At 60.3% G+C, this 17,632-nt stretch carries 14 protein-coding genes and 1 pseudogene; 6 read left to right on the top strand and 9 right to left on the bottom strand.

All coding sequences use genetic code 11. From position 1 onward, the window contains the following. Positions 1 to 647: potassium channel family protein (locus ACLQ7E_RS05720; RefSeq protein WP_411731607.1), on the top strand; the 647-nt coding region annotated here is incomplete at its 5' end. A gap of 778 nt (positions 648 to 1,425) precedes the next feature. On the opposite strand, the gene ACLQ7E_RS05715 is transcribed toward ACLQ7E_RS05720, so the two are convergent. Genes ACLQ7E_RS05715 through ACLQ7E_RS05685 form a run of 7 tightly spaced genes read right to left on the bottom strand, consistent with a single transcriptional unit; the run spans position 1,426 to position 9,628 of the window. After that, positions 1,426 to 2,733, bottom strand: coding sequence for an MFS transporter (locus tag ACLQ7E_RS05715; RefSeq protein WP_411731606.1), 1,308 nt, complete (start codon positions 2,731 to 2,733; stop codon positions 1,426 to 1,428). Between the two features lie 35 nt (positions 2,734 to 2,768). Further along, positions 2,769 to 3,611 (bottom strand): 3-hydroxyacyl-CoA dehydrogenase family protein, encoded by an 843-nt coding sequence (locus tag ACLQ7E_RS05710; RefSeq protein ID WP_411731605.1) that lies wholly within the window; start codon positions 3,609 to 3,611, stop codon positions 2,769 to 2,771. After that, complete coding sequence (locus ACLQ7E_RS05705; protein ID WP_411731604.1) at positions 3,608 to 4,786, bottom strand: thiolase family protein; 1,179 nt, start codon at positions 4,784 to 4,786, stop codon at positions 3,608 to 3,610. Before ACLQ7E_RS05705 ends, ACLQ7E_RS05710 begins: the two co-directional genes overlap by 4 nt. A 47-nt stretch (positions 4,787 to 4,833) precedes the next feature. After that, complete coding sequence (locus ACLQ7E_RS05700; protein ID WP_411731603.1) at positions 4,834 to 5,916, bottom strand: phosphotransferase family protein; 1,083 nt, start codon at positions 5,914 to 5,916, stop codon at positions 4,834 to 4,836. Next, on the bottom strand, positions 5,913 to 7,148 hold the full coding sequence (locus tag ACLQ7E_RS05695; RefSeq protein WP_411731602.1) for an acyl-CoA dehydrogenase family protein: 1,236 nt from the start codon (positions 7,146 to 7,148) through the stop codon (positions 5,913 to 5,915). Before ACLQ7E_RS05695 ends, ACLQ7E_RS05700 begins: the two co-directional genes overlap by 4 nt. 30 nt (positions 7,149 to 7,178) lie before the next feature. Continuing rightward, on the bottom strand, positions 7,179 to 7,952 hold the full coding sequence (locus tag ACLQ7E_RS05690) for an SDR family oxidoreductase (RefSeq protein WP_411731601.1): 774 nt from the start codon (positions 7,950 to 7,952) through the stop codon (positions 7,179 to 7,181). 2 nt (positions 7,953 to 7,954) lie between these two features. Continuing rightward, entirely contained in the window at positions 7,955 to 9,628 is a 1,674-nt protein-coding gene (locus tag ACLQ7E_RS05685) for a class I adenylate-forming enzyme family protein (protein ID WP_411731600.1), read from the bottom strand. Positions 9,629 to 9,772: 144 nt separating this feature from the next. Between ACLQ7E_RS05685 and ACLQ7E_RS05680 the strand changes: the two genes are divergently transcribed. The 3 genes from ACLQ7E_RS05680 to ACLQ7E_RS05670 all read left to right on the top strand — a co-directional run bounded on the left by ACLQ7E_RS05680 (position 9,773) and on the right by ACLQ7E_RS05670 (position 13,084). After that, on the top strand, positions 9,773 to 10,408 hold the full coding sequence (locus ACLQ7E_RS05680; protein WP_411731599.1) for a TetR/AcrR family transcriptional regulator: 636 nt from the start codon (positions 9,773 to 9,775) through the stop codon (positions 10,406 to 10,408). A 721-nt stretch (positions 10,409 to 11,129) separates the two neighbouring features. Continuing rightward, positions 11,130 to 12,185: a type IV toxin-antitoxin system AbiEi family antitoxin domain-containing protein gene (locus tag ACLQ7E_RS05675; protein WP_411731598.1), complete on the top strand. Its 1,056-nt coding sequence runs from the start codon at positions 11,130 to 11,132 to the stop codon at positions 12,183 to 12,185. Continuing rightward, positions 12,182 to 13,084 (top strand): nucleotidyl transferase AbiEii/AbiGii toxin family protein, encoded by a 903-nt coding sequence (locus ACLQ7E_RS05670; protein WP_411731597.1) that lies wholly within the window; start codon positions 12,182 to 12,184, stop codon positions 13,082 to 13,084. Before ACLQ7E_RS05675 ends, ACLQ7E_RS05670 begins: the two co-directional genes overlap by 4 nt. Before the next feature lie 352 nt (positions 13,085 to 13,436). On the opposite strand, the gene ACLQ7E_RS05665 is transcribed toward ACLQ7E_RS05670, so the two are convergent. Then, positions 13,437 to 13,835 (bottom strand): nuclear transport factor 2 family protein, encoded by a 399-nt coding sequence (locus ACLQ7E_RS05665; RefSeq protein ID WP_411731596.1) that lies wholly within the window; start codon positions 13,833 to 13,835, stop codon positions 13,437 to 13,439. 61 nt (positions 13,836 to 13,896) lie between these two features. On the opposite strand from ACLQ7E_RS05665, the gene ACLQ7E_RS05660 reads away from it, so the two are divergent. After that, positions 13,897 to 14,346 (top strand): hypothetical protein, encoded by a 450-nt coding sequence (locus tag ACLQ7E_RS05660; protein ID WP_411731595.1) that lies wholly within the window; start codon positions 13,897 to 13,899, stop codon positions 14,344 to 14,346. A gap of 494 nt (positions 14,347 to 14,840) precedes the next feature. Next, a complete protein-coding gene (locus ACLQ7E_RS05655; protein ID WP_411731594.1) occupies positions 14,841 to 15,863 on the top strand; it encodes a hypothetical protein in 1,023 nt (340 codons plus the stop codon). A 257-nt stretch (positions 15,864 to 16,120) separates the two neighbouring features. Here ACLQ7E_RS05655 and ACLQ7E_RS05650 read toward each other — a convergent pair. Beyond that, a pseudogene (locus ACLQ7E_RS05650) lies at positions 16,121 to 17,505 on the bottom strand (IS3 family transposase). Positions 17,506 to 17,632 lie beyond the last annotated feature (127 nt).

Genomic DNA, 17,632 nt, shown 5'->3' with positions numbered 1-17,632 from the left:
CCAACTCGGTGGTCGTCATCGGACTCGGGCGCTTCGGCGGGGCGCTGGCGCTGGAACTGGCGGCCGCCGGCACCGAGGTGCTGGGAATCGACAACGACGAGGACATCGTCCAGTCGTTCAACGGCCGGCTCACCCATGTGGTGCGCGCCGATTCCACCAAGGAGGAGGTGCTGCGCCAGCTCTCGGTGCACGATTTCGATCGTGCCGTGGTCGGCATCGGCAGCGACCTCGAGGCCAGCATCCTCACCACCTCTGCCCTGTTGCGCTTCAACAAGCCCACGATCTGGGCCAAGGCCGTCAGCGCCGCGCACGGCCAGATCCTGGAGCAGCTCGGGGTTGAGCACGTGATCCGTCCCGAGCAGGACATGGGACGCCGCGTGGCACACCTGGTCCGTGGCGCCATGCTCGACTACGTCGAGTTCGAGGACGGATTCGCCATGGTCAAGACCCGCCCGCCCAAGGAAACCCTGGGCAAGGCCCTCGGGGAAACGGGGATCAGGTCCAGGCACCACGTCACCATCGTGGCGGTGAAAAGGCAGGACAAGGAATGGGACTACACCACCACCGAGACCGTGCTACACGAGGACGACGAGATCATCGTGGCAGGGGCGACCGCGGCCGCCGAACGCTTCGCCGCACTGCTCTGACCACATCCACTCCTTGCCTCCATCCCGGCGGGATCGAGACCCCCGCAGGGAGGTTGTCTGATTTCAAACCGGAATGTCTTCCCCTGGAAGTAGCCATACACGGTAGCTATCCCGTGATGCGCAGGGATGCATCAAAAGGCAAACGGTTCTGTGAAGACTGCGCCATTTATCGCTGAGATTCACAGGGGAAGGAATACGCCCTAGGCAAGTTGGAGTCGGCTCAGTTCACGAGGAGCACCGACAATGCATACGACTCTGGACCAGATTGCAGGGTAGTGCAGATGACTCCTGACAAACTGAGTGTCAGCAGGCGTCTGCACTGGCCCCAAAACCCGGGAAACCCAGTGAAGGCGACTTCTGAAAATGACAACGTTTTTAGATGTCGGATTTTTGGGCATCGGGTGTCGCGGTGGGGGATCGGCTTGCGCGACACCGTGATCCGGCGCTCACGGTTCGGAAGGGAAGTTTCCTGAGGTGGCGCTGGGACGGCCAATTTGTGGATTGCGGCGTTTCGATGGAGGTCGCTGAACCAGATCTACAACGGATACCCGTGGCTGCGGGATACAGTCGCGAATGCCGCTGCAGCTGTCCCTGACACTCTGTTCCGGCGGCCGAGGGTCAGGGGCAGTTCGTCAACCGGGCAGGCCGCACGACGAGCCGCTGAAACGCGCAAAAGGTGCCAGCTTCTGCAAAGGAGATTTCCTTTCAGGAGCTGGCACCTTTTCAACGCGGCAACTGGTGGCATTCAACCGCCAATGGCCTCGCCTGCGCACGTGACTTATACATCGTTGAGATCTATGCCCTTGGTTTCCTTCATCTTGAGCACCACAAGTGCGGTGATCGCGCACAGGCCGACAATGTAGATACTCGGCATCAGGAACAGCCCGCGGCTATTGAAGTATGCGTTCAGGTACGGGGCGGAACCGCCGAACACCGCCACCGACAAGGAGTACGCAAATCCGATGCCTTGGGTTCGGACGGCTGTCGGGAACGCTTCCGATAGAACAGGCGAAAGGATTGCTCCGGCGGCTGCAACAATCAGCAATGCGCTGCCGGATGCCACGAACAAGGTCCAGGGCGCTGAGGTAATCATGGTCATGAGCGGGATCTGGGCGATCATCATTGCAACCGCAAACCCGATGAGGACGGGACGTCGGCCGATGCGGTCGGAGAGGATTCCCCAGAATGGCAGCGATGCCAGGGCGACCAATTGGGCACCGACACTGACCCAGTACGCACTTTGGGCGTCCATGCCTTGTTGGGTGATCGCGTAGGTGGATGCGTAGGCGGTCCAGGTGTAGTGGGCCGAAGTGATGCCTGCGGTCATGCCGATCATCATCAGGATGGCCTTGGCGATCTTGCCCCGGTCCAGTGCCGGTGCTGTCTGCAGCTCCGCAACGTTTTTCTGTTGGTCGAAAACTTCGCTTTCTTCCATGCCGCGGCGCAGGTACAACGCGGCCAAGGCAAGCAATGCGCCCAGAAGGAACGGAATGCGCCATCCCCAGGCGGCCACGAGCGAATCATCCAGCAGGTTGGTGACCAGTCCACCGATGGTGAAAGCCAGGACCGAGCCACCGAAGATCGCAACAAAGACGATGGATCCCCAGAGCCCTCGCTTGTTGGGGGGAGCGATCTCGGCAATGTAGGTGTTCGCGGTTGCGGATTCACCGCCGTGTGCGAAGCCTTGGGCGACGCGGGCCAGCAAAAGAAGAATTGAGGCACCGACACCGATTTGGCCGTAGGTTGGCATCAACCCGATGAGCAGGGAACCACCGGCCATCATGAGCATGGTGAAGATCAGGACGTATTTCCGTCCCCTGCGGTCGGCAACACGTCCGAACACGATGCCACCCAGTGGCCTCATGAGGAAACCGACGGCAAACACCGCCAGGGTTGAGAGCAGCGCCGATACCGCATCCGTGGGATTGAACATCGCCTTGGCAATGAATGGCGCGAACACCGCGTAGGCGCTCCATTCGTACCATTCCAAGACGTTTCCGACGGTGCTGGCAATCATTGACCGGCGTTTGGATTGGCGGGGACCTGCGGGACGAACGGACTGCGCAACGTTAGCAGACGTTGTCATGGTGTTTCCTTTCGACGGGTCGAGATAAGAGCTGATCAACGGGTGTAAATGAAGAATCCTTGACCACTTTTGCGGCCCAGATGCCCGGCTGCGACGAGGTGTCGGATGTTCTCCGGGACACGGCAAGAAGGGTCGTTCGTTTCCGCATAGATGGAGTCGGCTGCATGGGCCAGGACATCCAGTCCGATGTAGTCCGCCAGACGAATGGGTCCGATCGGCATTCCGCACCCCAGCTCCATGCCGCTGTCGATGGTTTCGGCGGAACAATAGTCCGCATCCAGCATGGTGGCAGCCGAGATCAGGTAGGGGATCAACAACCGGTTCACGACGAAACCGGGGCGGTCAGAAATCGCCAGGGCAGTTTTCCCGAGCCCCTGTTCCACAAACCGGGTTGCCGCTTCAACGGTTGCCTCGCTGGTATGTTCCCCGCGAATGATTTCAACAAGGGCCATCTTTGGGACAGGATTGAAGAAATGCAGGCCGGTGAATCGTTCCGGGCGGTTCACGGATTCTGCGAGCTGCGTGATAGGGATCGTCGAGGTGTTCGTGGCAATCACCGCTGTGTCGGAGGCCACGGCGCAGATGTCATGGAGTACGGCCAACTTCACGTCAAGGACCTCGGGGACCGCCTCAATGATGAAATCCGCGTGGGCGATGGCGGCAAAGGTGGTGGATGTGAAGATTTCGCCAGGCCCTGTCGTAGGCCGTGAAGCCACAGGCGCCGCGCTGATCCGTGCCCGAGCCGTTTCCAGGGCCTGTACTGAGGGATCAATGAGGGTCACGGTGAATCCCGCGGAATATGCAACCTGTGCGATTCCCGAGCCCATGGCGCCGGCACCGACGACTGCGATTTTCAGACTGTTTTCTGTGGAAATCATGATGGATACCTCCGAAGTAGTGCGGCCAGCGCCTGGCCGCCGCCGATGCACATGGTGACTATGCCGAATTCAAGGTCCCGGCGCTGCAAATCCATTGCCACGCGCAGGGTCAATATCGCTCCGGTTGCCCCGACCGGGTGACCCAGGGCAATGGCGCCGCCATACGGGTTGGTGCTTTCGGGGTTCAGCTTCGCGTCGCGGATAACTGCCAGTGCTTGCGAGGCGAAGGCCTCGTTGAGTTCTGTGACCCCGATGTCGACCGGGGCAAGGCCGGTCTCGGCAAAGAGCTTCTGAAGGGCCAGTGTTGGCGCGTATCCCATCAACTCTGGAGCCATGGCGGCGGTGCTGACATGCTCGATGGTGGCCAAGGCCGGCAGCCCACGATCGCGGATCCCGGAAACCTTGCCAAGCACAAGGGCCGCAGCACCGTCGTTGATGCCCGAGGAGTTTCCCGCGGTGACCGAACCTTGGGGATCGAACGCCGGATCCAGCCGAGCCAGTGAATCCAGGGTGGTTGTGCTGCGTGGATGCTCGTCCACATCGGCGCTGTCGCCCCCGACGATGCTGTGTTGGAGGATTTCTTCGGCAAAAACGGCCTTGCTTGATGTTGCCGCGGCACGGCGTTGGCTCTCGAGCGCGAATTCATCCTGGGCCAAGCGTGAAACATCAAACTTCCGCGCCACGTTTTCGGCGGTGAATCCCATGTGCTTTCCACTGAAGGGATCGGTGAGCATGGCGATGGTCCCATCGAGGAACCTGCGGTGGCCCAACTTTCGCCCGGATCTGGTGTCGAAGTCAAGGAATGGCATGTTCGACATCGATTCGTTGCCTCCGGCTACGATGAAGTCGCTGCCTCCCCAGGCGAGCTGCTGTGCTGCGGACCACACGGCCTGCAGGCCGCTGCCGCAGAGCCTGTTGACGTTGAAGGCCGGGGTATCTTCGCCAAGACCCGCACCGATTGCCACCTGTCGTGCGTTGTAGGCGTGGGGGCCCACTTGTCCGATGCATCCCATGATGACTTCATCGATGTCGTGGCCGGGTACACCCGAGCGCTGGATGGCGCCTTTGACCGATTCGGAACCCAACTCGTGGGATTCCTTCCCGCCCAGTACGCCGGAAAAGCGTCCTATAGCGGTTCGGGCTCCGGCAATGATGGCGATTTTTTCGTGCTGCATACTGTTGCCTTTCGGGGTCTTGAGATGAACGTGGGGAATTGGCCGGCCTAGACCATTAGTGCTGCAAACGATTGGGCCCTGGCCAAAAGATCCGGAACACCCTTTTCCAGGCGCGCGGAAAATGACCGATCCTCTGGCCGTTCACCCTTCAGCCACCGCGTATAGATCGCCTCGCAGAAGATGGAGGCCTTCCACAGTGCAAGCGCTTGGTACCAGGGGAGCGCCGAGAGGTCCAACGTCATCTGGTCCTGGTAACGATTGACGATTTCGGCCCGGCTGAAGTATCCCGGTTCCCGGGTCACCGAGGTCAACTCCATGACCGAGGGGCTTTCGCCTCGCTCGGCGTAGGTAGCCAACAGATATCCCAGATCGGCCAGAGGATCGCCGAGCGTTGCCATTTCCCAGTCGAGAACCGCCAGGACCGCCGGATCCTCGGCGTCCGTGAACATGAGGTTCCCCATGCGGTAGTCGCCGTGAATCAATGAATGCCGCTGGGTATCGGGCATGTTCTTCTCAAGCCAACTCCCCAACTCGGCAACCTGGGGCAGCGAGCGGAGGGTATTGACGTCCCAAAGCGACGAGAACCGGTCGACCTGCCTCTTCAAATAGCCGTCTGGACGACCCAGACTCGAGAGTGGTTCCCTTGAAATATCGAGCGAGTGCAACTGCACGAGGGTGTCCACGGTCAGCTTGCTGGTCGTGCGTTTGGCGTCGGGGGTGACAAAGTGCGGGGGGGAGCTGTCGGTGATGACGGCACCTTCCAGGAAATCCATAATGTAGAACGGGACTCCAAGGATCGACTCGTCGGCGCAGGTGGCGACGATATTCGGAACCGGGAACCCTTCGTCCCTGAGCAACGACTGGATTCTGGATTCACGCACCATGTCGTGCGTCGAACGGGGCAAGGGAGGCCGAGGCCCACGGCGCAGTACGAGGTCGGCCTCGCCGCGGCCGATCCGGTAGGTCACGTTGGACTGGCCTTCTCCAATCCGTGCCCAGTTTAGTGGACCTGACCCGATGCCTTCCGTGTCGAGGAATGCTTCGATGCGGTCCAGGACCAACAGGGGCTGCTGGCCGTTTCCGCCGTCAAAGGTCTGAACGACGTCCGGCTGCTGTGCTGGAGTGCTCATGCGAAGATCTCCTGGCTGGTGGTGGCGTTGCCGCGGAATTCCTCGCCGTTTTCGACTGCGCGTCGGCGCTTGGAACTGGCTCGCCGTGAAATGGCCCATTTGTGGGTTTCATTGGAACCGTCGTAAATCCTGAAAGGTCGGACTTCGCTGAGGTACTGAGCCAGGGGCAGTCCGTCTGATACCCCGTCGCCGCCGCACAGCTGGATGGCCCGGTCGATGACCTTGTAAACGGCTTCAGAGCAATGGACCTTGGCGATCGAAGACAAAGCGGATCCGGCCTTCGGGTCGCTTTCCAAAAGATGTGCGGTCTTGGTGATGATGGAGTCGGAGGTTTCGATGTCGATGGCCGACTCGGCCAGCATGTTCTGGGCGATGCCGAGCTCGCCGATGGCAGAGCCGAAGATCTCCCGCGTGTTGGTGCGGTCCAGTACGATGTCCTGTGCCCGCCGGGCCAGGCCGAGCCAGCGCATGCAGTGGGTCAGGCGGGCTGGGCCCAGTCGGACCTGGGCGTATTTGAAGCCGAGTCCGACTTCGCCCAGAACCGCCGAGTTGGGGACCCGGACGTTGTCGAAATGCAGGTGCGGGTGGCCGCCGGCGATGGTCCGGTCAATAGTGTGGATGGGATGGCCAACCCTGACGCCAGGGGTGTCCATAGGCACGAGGAACATGGTGGCGCCATCCGGATGTCCCTCGATATCCACGGTTCGTGCCATATAGATGGCAAAACCTGCAATCTCTGCCCCGCTGCTGAAACGCTTCTCTCCGTTGAGTACCCACGTGTTGCCGTCCTTGACGGCGGAAGCGGTGAGCGCTTCGGGATCCGAACCGGCTCCCGGGTGAGGTTCGGTCATGCCGAAGCAGGAACGTGTGGTTCCGGCGGCGAGCGGGGCCAGGAATTCCGCCTTTTGTTCGTCGGTGCCGATGAGGTTGATCATGTGCATGTTGCCCTCGTCAGGCGCCATGAGGTTTAGTACGGCGGGACCAATCGGCGAATATCCGGCTTCCTGGAAAATCGGGGACCAGTAGCGCAAGGCGAGGCCTTGGCCGCCAAAATCGACCGGAACCTGGGGCGCGAAGATACCGAGCTTCTTGGCTTCTTCGCCCAGGGAAATCCGCACCGATTCGTCCAGACGGTCGCCCGGGGCTGGTTCGTGGGGAATCACGCGGTTCCTGATGAAGGCATGGGTCCGTAATCGGAGCTGTTCCACGTCGTGGGGTAGTTCAAAAGTCATGGTTCGTTCCTTTGCGGTAGGGGTGTGGATTTAGGCTGAGCCGCCGGCCGTGGTGAGGCCGCCGTCCACGGTGAGGTCTTGTCCGGTGATCCAAGACGCATCCGGACCCACCAGGAAGGCGGCTGCGGAGCCAATGTCCTCGGGTACGCCAAGTCGCTTTAGGGGGTAGGCTGCCACCACGTTGTCTTCCTTTCCTTCGTAAAGGGCACGGGCAAATTGGGTTTTCACGACACCCGGCGAGATTGAGTTGACCCGAATTTCGGGGCCGAGTTCAACGGCGAGTGTGCGTGTCAAATGTCCGACCGCGGCCTTGCTGATTCCGTAGAATCCGATGCCCTCCGAGGGGACGGCCCCGGTGACCGAGGAAATGTTCACGACCGAGCCCCCGCGTTTCCGGAAGCCCAGCCGCCGGTCGCCCACCACCGCTTGGGTCCAGGACAGAGTCCCCAGTACGTTCACCTCGAATATTTTGGAAGCGGCCCCGAGGTCGAGGTCCACTAGTGGGCCATAGACAGGGTTGATTCCGGCGTTGTTCACCAGGATGTCAACGCCTCCGAATTCCCGGTGTGCGATGTCAAGGACTTCCTGCTGATGGTCGGGGTCGTTGGATTTTCCGGACACGGCGATCACCCTGCCACCGGGGATTCGGGCGGCAGCCTCAGCCAGTGCTTCCTGGCCGCGGGCCGTGATGATGACCCCTGCTCCGTCGGAGGCAAGACGTGTGGCGATGGCCAGTCCGATGCCGCGGCTGGCGCCGGTGACGATTGCGAATTTTCCGGACAAGGGGAGGGATGTGTTGGGCATCCTTAGACTTCCTGTTTCGTGGTGGCCGGGGTTGTGGTGCGCAGTTCCCTACGTTGGATCTTGCCGGTCTGTGTCTTGGGAAGGTCGGCCAGGATGCGGACGGATCGTGGGTACTTGTAGGCGGCCAAGCGATCCTTGCAGTGGGCGATCAGTTCGGCTTCGGTGGTGCTCTGGCCCGCCTTCATGGAGACAAAGGCAACGACGGTTTCGCCGCGGTATTCGTCGGGTTCGCCAATGACCGCTGCTTCAAGTACCGCGGGATGCTCATAGAGGACATCTTCGACTTCGCGTGGCCAGACCTTGAAACCGGAGGTGTTGATTTGGTCTTTGATCCTGTCAACCAGGTAAACCCAGCCCGACTCGTCTATGACGGCCACGTCTCCGGTGCGGAGCCTTCCACCGGGCAGGGCGCGCTCCGTTTCCGCTGGTTTGTTGAGGTATCCGGTGGTCACGGAGGGTCCTTCGATTTCAAGTTCCCCCGAGGTCCCTGCCGGTACGTCTGCTCCGTTGTGGTCAACGATTCGTACATGAACGCCCGGCAGTGGAACACCAATTGACAGGGTCCCAAAGACCGGGTCGACGGGAGCGCGCAGGCCTGCCGGTACCGCGATGACGGCCGATGATGTTTCGGTCATGCCGTAAACATTGTGGATGTAGTGGCCAAAACGATTTTCGAAGCGGGCGACGGTCGCCGGTGGAATCGGGGCGCCTCCGGAATATAGGTAGCGGATGCTGCGCATGTCGCCGGCATCGGCGTCTTCCAGTTCGAGGATGCCGTTGAACACCGTGATCGATCCGATGGTCAGAGTGACTTTCCGCTCACGGATGGCATCGACCACTGCCCGAGCCGACGGCCTGTTGATGAAAACCAGCTCCCCGCCGTGAAGCAGGGTTGAGATCGCGCACGCGACGGCCCCCGTGATGTGGAAGAGTGGCGCAACGGCCAGAACCACGTCCTCCTCATCAAGTGACTGCCAGTTTGCGTATGACCAGGCAACGGAAAGGGCATTTTGATGAGTTCCGACTGAGCCTTTGGCCGGCCCCGTGGTGCCCGAGGTGTATGTCAGCATGGCGGGGGTTGAATGCTGAAGCGCAACCGCCAGCGGTTTCTGCCCGGCGAAAGCGTTGACAAGCGTTGAGTATTGGCTGGTGTTGCCAGCCTGCAGAGTGCCCAGGGTCAGAGCCTTGATTTCTGCGGTTGACTGGAACTCGGTGTCGTGAGTTCCGATGACCCACACCGAGGAGGTGTCTATCAGGACGGTGAGCAGATGTTCTCGGTCGTTTTCGAGGGCAACGATGCCGACTGCCTGGGAATCGTTGATCAGGTTTCGGAGTTCCCGGCCCTTGTACATTGGGTTCAGCACCAATGCCGTTGCGCCCGCTTTCCAGATTGCCAGCATGGTGATGGCGAACTGGGGAACGTTTTGCAGGTAGATGCCGATGACATTGCCAGGCATGATTCCGCGGTCCTGGAATGCGCAGGCCAGGGAATCGGCCATCTGGTCCAGCTCGGAAACTGATATCCGTCCATCAAAGTAGGAGATGGCCACGGCATTGGGTGCTCGATCAACGCGCTGGTCCCATTCGGTGCAAATGGTGCTGTTCTCACTCGGGGTCTCGGTGCTAACCCACTCCGGATATAACTGCGTCCAAGGGGAAACTGTTGTTTCGCGCATCGAGTCTTTCCTCCGGCAAACTATGCATGGCAACCGAGCGCTCGCTCGGTAGACTTCAATGTAGTGTGGATCACAGATTGCGTCAAGCGGTTTTTTGGTCGAAGGCCTTCCACGCGTGACCCAATGGAGAGAGTGAGGACCACAGTGAGCGTTGTGCAGCATTCGCAAGTGCTGGAGCGACCGATTGGTAATTGGCGTGACTTTGACGGGATGGATCTAGGTCCAATCCTGACCGGGGCGCTGGGATGCTTTATGGAAAATGGCTACCACGGAACGACCATTAGGCAGATCGCGGATGCTTCGGGTCTGTCCGTTCCGGGCGTATACCATCATTTCAATTCCAAGCATTCGATACTTGACGAGCTTGATCGAACGGCGATGCATGAGCTTTGGATACGCTCACAGGCGGCATTGGACGATGGCCCGAGCGACACACAAGCAAAGTTTGATCGGTTGATCGAATGTTTGGTACTTTTCCACGCGTATAGGCGCGAAGTCGCGTTCATCTCGTTCAGTGAAATCCGTAGTTTGGAAGGCACTGCACGAGAGGAACATATTTCGGCCCGTACCCGCCAGCAAAATTTGCTGACGGATTTGGTTCTTGAAGGGTGTGCGAGCGGGGTTTTTGAGAACGATTTTCCCCTTGAAGCCGCCCGCGCCATCACGAACATGTGCGTAGGCGTCTCCCAGTGGTACCGAACGGACGGAGTCCTGGCCCCACAGCAAATTGCTGCGCGATACACCATGCTCTGTCGGAAAACCGTCGGCGCACACTCGTGATGCAACTAACCCAGTCAGACAGGAGGATCGGTTCCTTCACCTTCTTCGCCGACAACAAATCCGCTGACGATGCATTCACTCAACAGGAATAAGCGCCAGCACATATTGGCGCGTTCTCGCACTGCCGACGCCGCGCGCGAACAGATCGCAGGCCGCGTGCTTGCCGGTGGCTTGAACGAGCACGAGCCCGGGATTGCCGAAGACCGAAGGATTTATCTTTTGCAGTCCCCAAGTGGCCAGGGGCTGGAAACCTAAGCCGAGGCTGTTTCGGCTGCAGCCGAGGTCTCTTCCGGCTTGAGCCGTTTGGTGCGCCTGCGGGTGGTGAGTGCTGGATTGATCTTGTCCAGCACTGGCTGCGTCCAGGTCTTTTCAGTGCTGACGTGAAGGCCTGCTTTTCGGCGGCCTGAGCTTCATGCAAATCGTATTTCGAGTGGACCCGTGCGGCGACTATCTGCCTGGCAATGGGTTGTCGCATTGGGAGATCGGCTTACGGGCCAGGGTCGGGTGGGGTCAGGAAGAGCGAAGCCTCCGTGAGAATCCTGGGTGCATGATGATCTCGCACTGGAGCGTTGTGCCCATTGGATTGTGTGGCCTGGGCCGAGGCTGAGTTTCAAGGAGAACCTTCTCCGATAGCTTCGATAATCACATGCAAGCGCGATTATCAAAGCTATCGGAGCATGCTGATTCTTTAATGGTGACTCAAATGTGAGATTATTGAAGTATGAAACCGTCCGAAGCCCTCCTGGTACTGAGCGATCTCGCCTCCGCCCAATGGGGCCTGGTCACCACGCAACAGGCCCGTGCCTCGGGGGTAAGTGCTGCCCAGATGGCCAGATTTGCCGAACGGGGCAACCTGGAACGGCTGCAGCACGGGGTATATGCGGTCGCGGGCGCACCAGTGGATCCCCACCGCGAAATACAGTCCGCCTGGCTGGGACTGAACCCGTCGATCCCGGCCTATGAGCGGATAGCCGAGCCGGAGGTGGAACTGATTTCCCATGCCTCGGCAGCCAACCTGCATGGGCTGGGAAACGTGGATGCCGACGACATCGAATTCACGGTGGCACGCCGGCGGCAGAGCCGACGCACAGATATCAGGTTCCACCGGGCCGACGTGCCCAGAAACGACAGGACCCTGAAGAACGGGATGCCGGTGACCACCCCGGCCCGCACCGTTCAGGACCTGGCCGCGATCGGTATCGACGGCGGCCATCTCGCCCCCATCACCCGAGACGCGATAGTCAAGGCCGGCGTGGATATGGATGACCTGGCGGCAAGGCTTGCACCCTTTGCCATCCGCTACGGCATGAAGCAAGAGGATGGCCAAGGCCTGGTGGATCGATTCCTGGTTGAGGCCGGACTGCCGGAATCATCACGCCAACTGACCCTCCACCAGCTCCGCGGTTCCACAACCCTGGCGGACGGGATAACCACGTCGGCAATCCAGATGATGTTGGCACAACAGCTGGAAGCTACTGGTCTCCTGGCCGCCATCAAAAAGACGACCGAATCCATTACCGCGAGTCTTGCCTTCCCCCTGGGCGGACACATCTCCGAGGTACGGGGTGCCCTCGAATCCATCGAGGGCACCCCAGATGTATCCCAGCGCCTTGCATCCTTTCGCTCGCCCGTCCAGATCGGAGCCGTCGCCGACCCGGCTCGAACCAGGTCTCTGAAGGAAGCCGATGCGAAGGTATCCGAAGAGGGCCCCGGCGATGATGAAGGAACAACCACCAAGGCACCCGTGCTCCCCGCATCTGAAGGACTGGACCAATGATTGAAAAAAGGTACTCCTCTCCCCAAAGCTTTGACCGCGCGGTCAGGGACCGGCTGAAGAGAGCAGCCAAGGATGGGCGCCGGAACTTCCAGGAACTGCAACGGGAATTTCATCTGCAACGCTTTCTGGCCAGGGTCTTTGCCAGCCCCGACTCCATGTGGGTCCTCAAAGGAGGCACCGGCCTGCTGATGCGCCTTCCAGGTAGCCGGCATAGCCAGGATCTGGACCTCCTACACCGGAGCCATGACCTGAACGAGGCCATCGCCGAACTGCAACAGCTGGCCGATCTGACCGACTTCGACCCCTACCGATTCGTCCTGGGAACGCCGACCCGGATGACAGGGGGCGTGGACGGTGCCCAAATCATGGTCACGGTCTACCTCGGAGTCCAGCAGGTCGGGGATTTCCCCATTGATCTTTCGACGCATCTTGAACTGGTCGCCGGCGTCGACACGGTCGAGGTGGCCCCCATCATCGAAATCGATGACGTGCCGACCCTCCCGCCCTTCAAAATCTATCCACTGCCCGACCAGATCTCGGACAAGATCTGCGCCATGTATGAGTTGTATGGGGAGCAGAAGAACCCCTCCACGCGGTATCGTGATTTGGCCGACTTGGTGAGTATCGTCAGCTCAACCTCTTTCGACGCGGCCCTGACCGCCCGGGCGTTGAAGCTGGAATCGCACCGACGCGGGCTGGAACTTCCCCCGGCGGTGCGCCTTCCGGCCCCTGGTTGGGCGACCGCCTACAAGCGGGCCAGCAAACGGTTCGGCGCACTGGACCCGCAGTTCCATGACGTGAACACCGCCATGGAACTGGTCGGAAAGTGCTTGGACCCGCTGCTCACTGGAACACGAACAACGGGCACCTGGCACGCCGAATCACTGTCCTGGCAGTGACCTGGACGTGCTCTTCACCGGCAGTAGGGCCGGGAATTTTCGACGTGGTTTCCTCTGAAATTCCTGTCCTCAAACCACCGGGATCGAGATTTGAAAGTGCTGAAGGGGTTCAGCTCGTCATTGGTGCCATTAGCAGCAGTACTATCTGTCAGATTTTTGGTGGGGAGTGGCGCGGTGGGGGATCGGCTTACTGGATCCCAAATTCTATACTGACGGTTCCAGAAGTCTGCTCTGTACAGTGCAGCTGGGACGGCTTATTGAACCAAGATCTGGAACATCCCAATTGATTCCGCAGAGATCCTTTGCATTGCCGGCCAGCGATGTTCCACTTCCAAGGATGTGAGATGATCCGCTATTCGGTCACTGTGTCGGCATGCCGGTGGGCTACTTTCCATTCGCCGCCTTCTCGGCGATAGACCTGGGTGGCCCGCAGGGTGAAACTGCGCGGCTGGCCGTTGACGGAGGCTGAGATGTGCTCCAGGCCGGCGGTATAGGCCATATCATCCACCACGTCATACGCCTGCAATTCGAACGTGTACGACGTGCAGTCGGAGAAAGTCCTCTCGAGGGTTGTAAAGGTCTCGTTCACCTCCTGCAGCCCATAGGCGTTGCGCCACGCACCAAGGATGCTTACGGGCTCGTTGCGGGTCCAGAGCGCCCGGCGCGGGGCCGAGTCGCCGTTGTGAAGGGCCAGTTCCGCTTGGTACAGCACGGACTTGACCCAGGCTAGAAAATTGTCGGGGTCGGTCATGCCTCAGCATGCCCCCGGCCCGGCGGTTTGTACAGGCGTGACAGCAGAGTCTGTTCGCAGCATGGACGAAATGTCTGGATTGGCCGCAGGCAGCAACGTTGGAGGCATCAGCGCGTCCCAGTTTCAAGGAACTGAGACACCAGAATCCGGTTCACACTCGGTGCTGAACCTCGTGCGACAGAGGATGGATCATGGCCCCATGAGAATAGAATTGCTGCATATAGCTGAGTGCCCCAACTCGGCAGAGGCAGGCCTGCGTCTGGAAATGGCCTTGACCGCCCTCGGTCACTCCGACATTGGATATCGTACGCGGCTTTTGGAGTCTCAGGCAGATGCGGTGGGCACCGCATTCGCCGGTTCGCCGACGATCACCGTGGATGGAACCGACATCTTTCCGAATGGTGCCCCCACCAGCGATCTGGCATGCCGGATCTACATGAATCCCGGAGGCATTGCAGGCCTTCCGACCGTCGAACAACTCAAGGAAGCGTTCAGGGACAACGGACTCTGATGGCAAATACCCTGTTGGGCAGGCAGTCGGTATTTCGCTGTTGCGGTGACATGAACGTGCTGAGGAGAGCCAAGCTACGCGTTCGGTAATGAAGTGTCTGCGAGGTAGTTTCCCCACTTCCAGGGAACGGGGAAACTACCTTGAGAGCCGGTTGCCGCGTTAAGTCTGAGGTAGAAAGCGTTGTGCAGACGACTTCGGACATTCCGTGCAGATGACTTCTGAAAATGACATCCTGCCGAACCAATCTTCCGGGGCGGGAACCCATATTTCCACGATGTGGGCCCGCGCCATGGGTTCTCGATTCGTGTCGTTCTCGAAATCCTTCGTTTGCGAGAAGGGCCGCCACGTCGATGCACGGGCGCGCCCCTTGAAGCGGACCTGTCAATCTTTATCCTTCACGCCCCGTCACTGTTGAGCGTTTCTCAAAAGGGACGTGCTGATGGCCGTTGACTGTCAGATTCCTGCACTGGTCGGGCGGCGCCAAGGACGGCATAATGCTGCTCATGGAGATTGAGACACCGACACCGGAATCCCCCGACGGCAGGCCGTTCAAAGGGTGGCTAGGGGCTGAGCCGGGCCACGAGGACGAGGCGCCCGTCTTCGTACGTCGTGAGGGTCGCACGATCGTCTTTCGCAAGAAGGACCCGTGCGATCCCGATCCGCCGCGCATCCCGTTCTACGAGGGCGACGAACTGATCCAGATGGAAGCCATTTCCCATACCTCCGTGAACACAACTTCCGAGGTAGGAGACACCCTCGGGTTGGTTTTCTCCCTTCGCCTTGTTCCTACCCGCCGTGAACCTGGCAGGGTATATGCGCGCACCCTTCGCCACGGCGAAAAAGATGATGGACGGCGAGTGCACGTCGAGCCGGGGGAGACCCTCGTTATCGAGCAGCTGACCGTGGCATTGGACCATTTAGACGCCATGCAGGAACCAACCGAGTCCGGTTATGTTCCACTCACGCCCGTGCTGTGGTCATGGTTCGCGATTGGGGAACGCGATGATGCGCAGTCCCGCTATCTTCTCGCTGCTGCACGCCGGCTGGACCAAGCCAACGAACTCCTCATGGCGGTCGAACGCCACCGCGCGGTGGCGAACGAGGCGGGGAAGTTCGGTCCCGCTGTCCGTCGCCATGTCTTCGCCATGCTTGGGGCAATCGAGAGCTCGGTTGTGGCTCTCGGCCGTGCCATCGACATGGCGGAGAGAGCCGCTACCAGAATCGGCGTCGTGGCCGACCTGCCTAGCTCAATCACGACCCACCGGGACAGCGTACGGGCGATCAGGAACGCCTACGAGCACATCGAAGACCGGGCGTTGGGCAATGTGCGCGGCCAGCCCGATCCTGTTGCCCTGACTATCTTCGACCACGACACATTGCTCCGCGAGGACGCGATTGTCTATGGCACACACCGGCTGACGCTGGACGACGATCTTCCACGCCTGCTTGCCGAAACGCGGGAGTATCTGAAGATCGCCGCAAGGGACCGGGCTAATGTGCCCGCCGGATCGCAATAGGGTGCAGCGCAGTCAGGTGTGGCCGCTGTACTTGTCCTGTGGGGATCCGCTACGGGTCACGAAGTTTCAGCGCAGCCGACTTGTGACAGTCAGTGCAGTCGACTCCTGGAAATGACATTTTTCGATGTCGGTTTTGTGGGCGTCGGGTGTCGCGGTGGGGGATCGGCTTACGAGATAGTCCTGTGTCGATGTCTCTGGTGGATCGGCAATAGCGGAATTTTTCAAGTCAAGCGGTACCACGGTGAGTTAGACAGCCGTTAGGCTGCTTCTTTTTCGGCGGTTTCTGTAGGTTGGTTGATCCATGCCGGCCCGGGCAGGGCCAGGATCTTGGGGTCGATGGCGGTGCTGAAACGGTGGGGGTGTTTGGCCCTGGCCGCGCTCAGCGTGTTGGAGCGTTTCTGCGCGACCCCGTCGGAGAAGCCGTAGTGCACGTTGGCGGGGGTATGGAACCCGATGCCGGAGTGCTGGTGATGGTGGTTGTACCAATCCACGAAGCCACTGATGAATGCCCGCGCATCACCCAGGGAGGCGAAGCGCTCAGGGAACGTCGGCCCGTATTTCATGGTCTTGAATAAACTTTCCGAGTACGGATTGTCATTGCTCACCCGGGGCCTGGAATGGGACCTGGTGACCTCCAAGTCAGAGAGCAACGCCGCCACCGTCTTCGACGTCATCGACGTCCCGCGGTCCGCGTGGACTACCTGCGGGATGCCATGGATCCCGAAGATCTCCCTCATCATCTCCACCGCCAGGATCGCCGATTCGGTGGCGTGCACGTGCGCGCCGACAATGAACCTTGAGTGGATATCGATCATCAGGTAGCAGTCGAAGTACTTGCCCTTAACAGGACCGGCCAACTTGGTGATGTCCCAGCTCATCACCTGCCCCGGCGCGGTGGCGACCAGCTCGGGGATGGCCCTGGCCGGATGCTTGGCCAATCGCCGGCGCTCCTTCACCTGCCGGTTCTCCTCCAACACCCGGTAGAACGTGGAGACCGAACCCAGGTAGATGCCGGCATCCAGCAGCTTCGCATAGACCTGCAGCGGCGCCAGGTCCACGAACTCCGGCGAGTTCAGCGCGGCCAGGATCTCCGCCCGCTCCGCGGTGCTCAGCTTGTTCGGCGGCTCCACCGGTTCACGGTCTTCCGGCACGGCCGGTTTGCGGTAGATCGTGGTGCGGGAAAGACCGACCAGGGCCGCGGCCCGCCGTGTCGGGACAGCGAGTCCAACCAGCTGCTCGTAGGCGCCCATCAGCGCTTCTTGGGCGTCGGATCGTCGTTCGTGTCCTCGGAGAGAGTCTCCAAGAACGCGTGAAGTTTTCCCATCACACCGAGGGCTGCCTCGGATCTCTTCAACCGGCTCTCGCTCACCCCCAGCTGGCGGCGCAGACGCGCGATCTCGGCCTGCTCCGGGGACAGCTTCCCGACGGCTTCCCCGGCCTTCTTCCCCTGCAGGACACCGGCGTCGCGCAGCTTGCGCCATTCGGTGATCTGGGAGGAATACAGCCCCTGCTCCCGCAGGAAGGCGCCACCCTCCTGCCGGGTGCAGGCCTCCTCGTACTGGGCCAAGAACTCTAGCTTCTGCGTCGGGGTGAATGACCTTCGAGGGGTCGGTCCACCGGCACGCGGTCCGGAACTACTCATGGATCCATCTTGGCCTATATCGGCCAAAGCGAGTTTGGACATAATGATTGGTTTCCTGGTTCTCGCCCTACGCGATCGAGCTGACTTGCTCTGTCACCGTGGTACCGCTCCAGCCTGACACGTAGGG

Origin of the sequence: Paeniglutamicibacter sp. (assembly GCF_046714615.1) — a bacterium.
Lineage (GTDB): Bacteria > Actinomycetota > Actinomycetes > Actinomycetales > Micrococcaceae > Paeniglutamicibacter.
The sequence above is the reverse complement of the archived record's forward strand: the minus strand, read 5'-3'. Positions and strand labels throughout refer to the sequence as shown.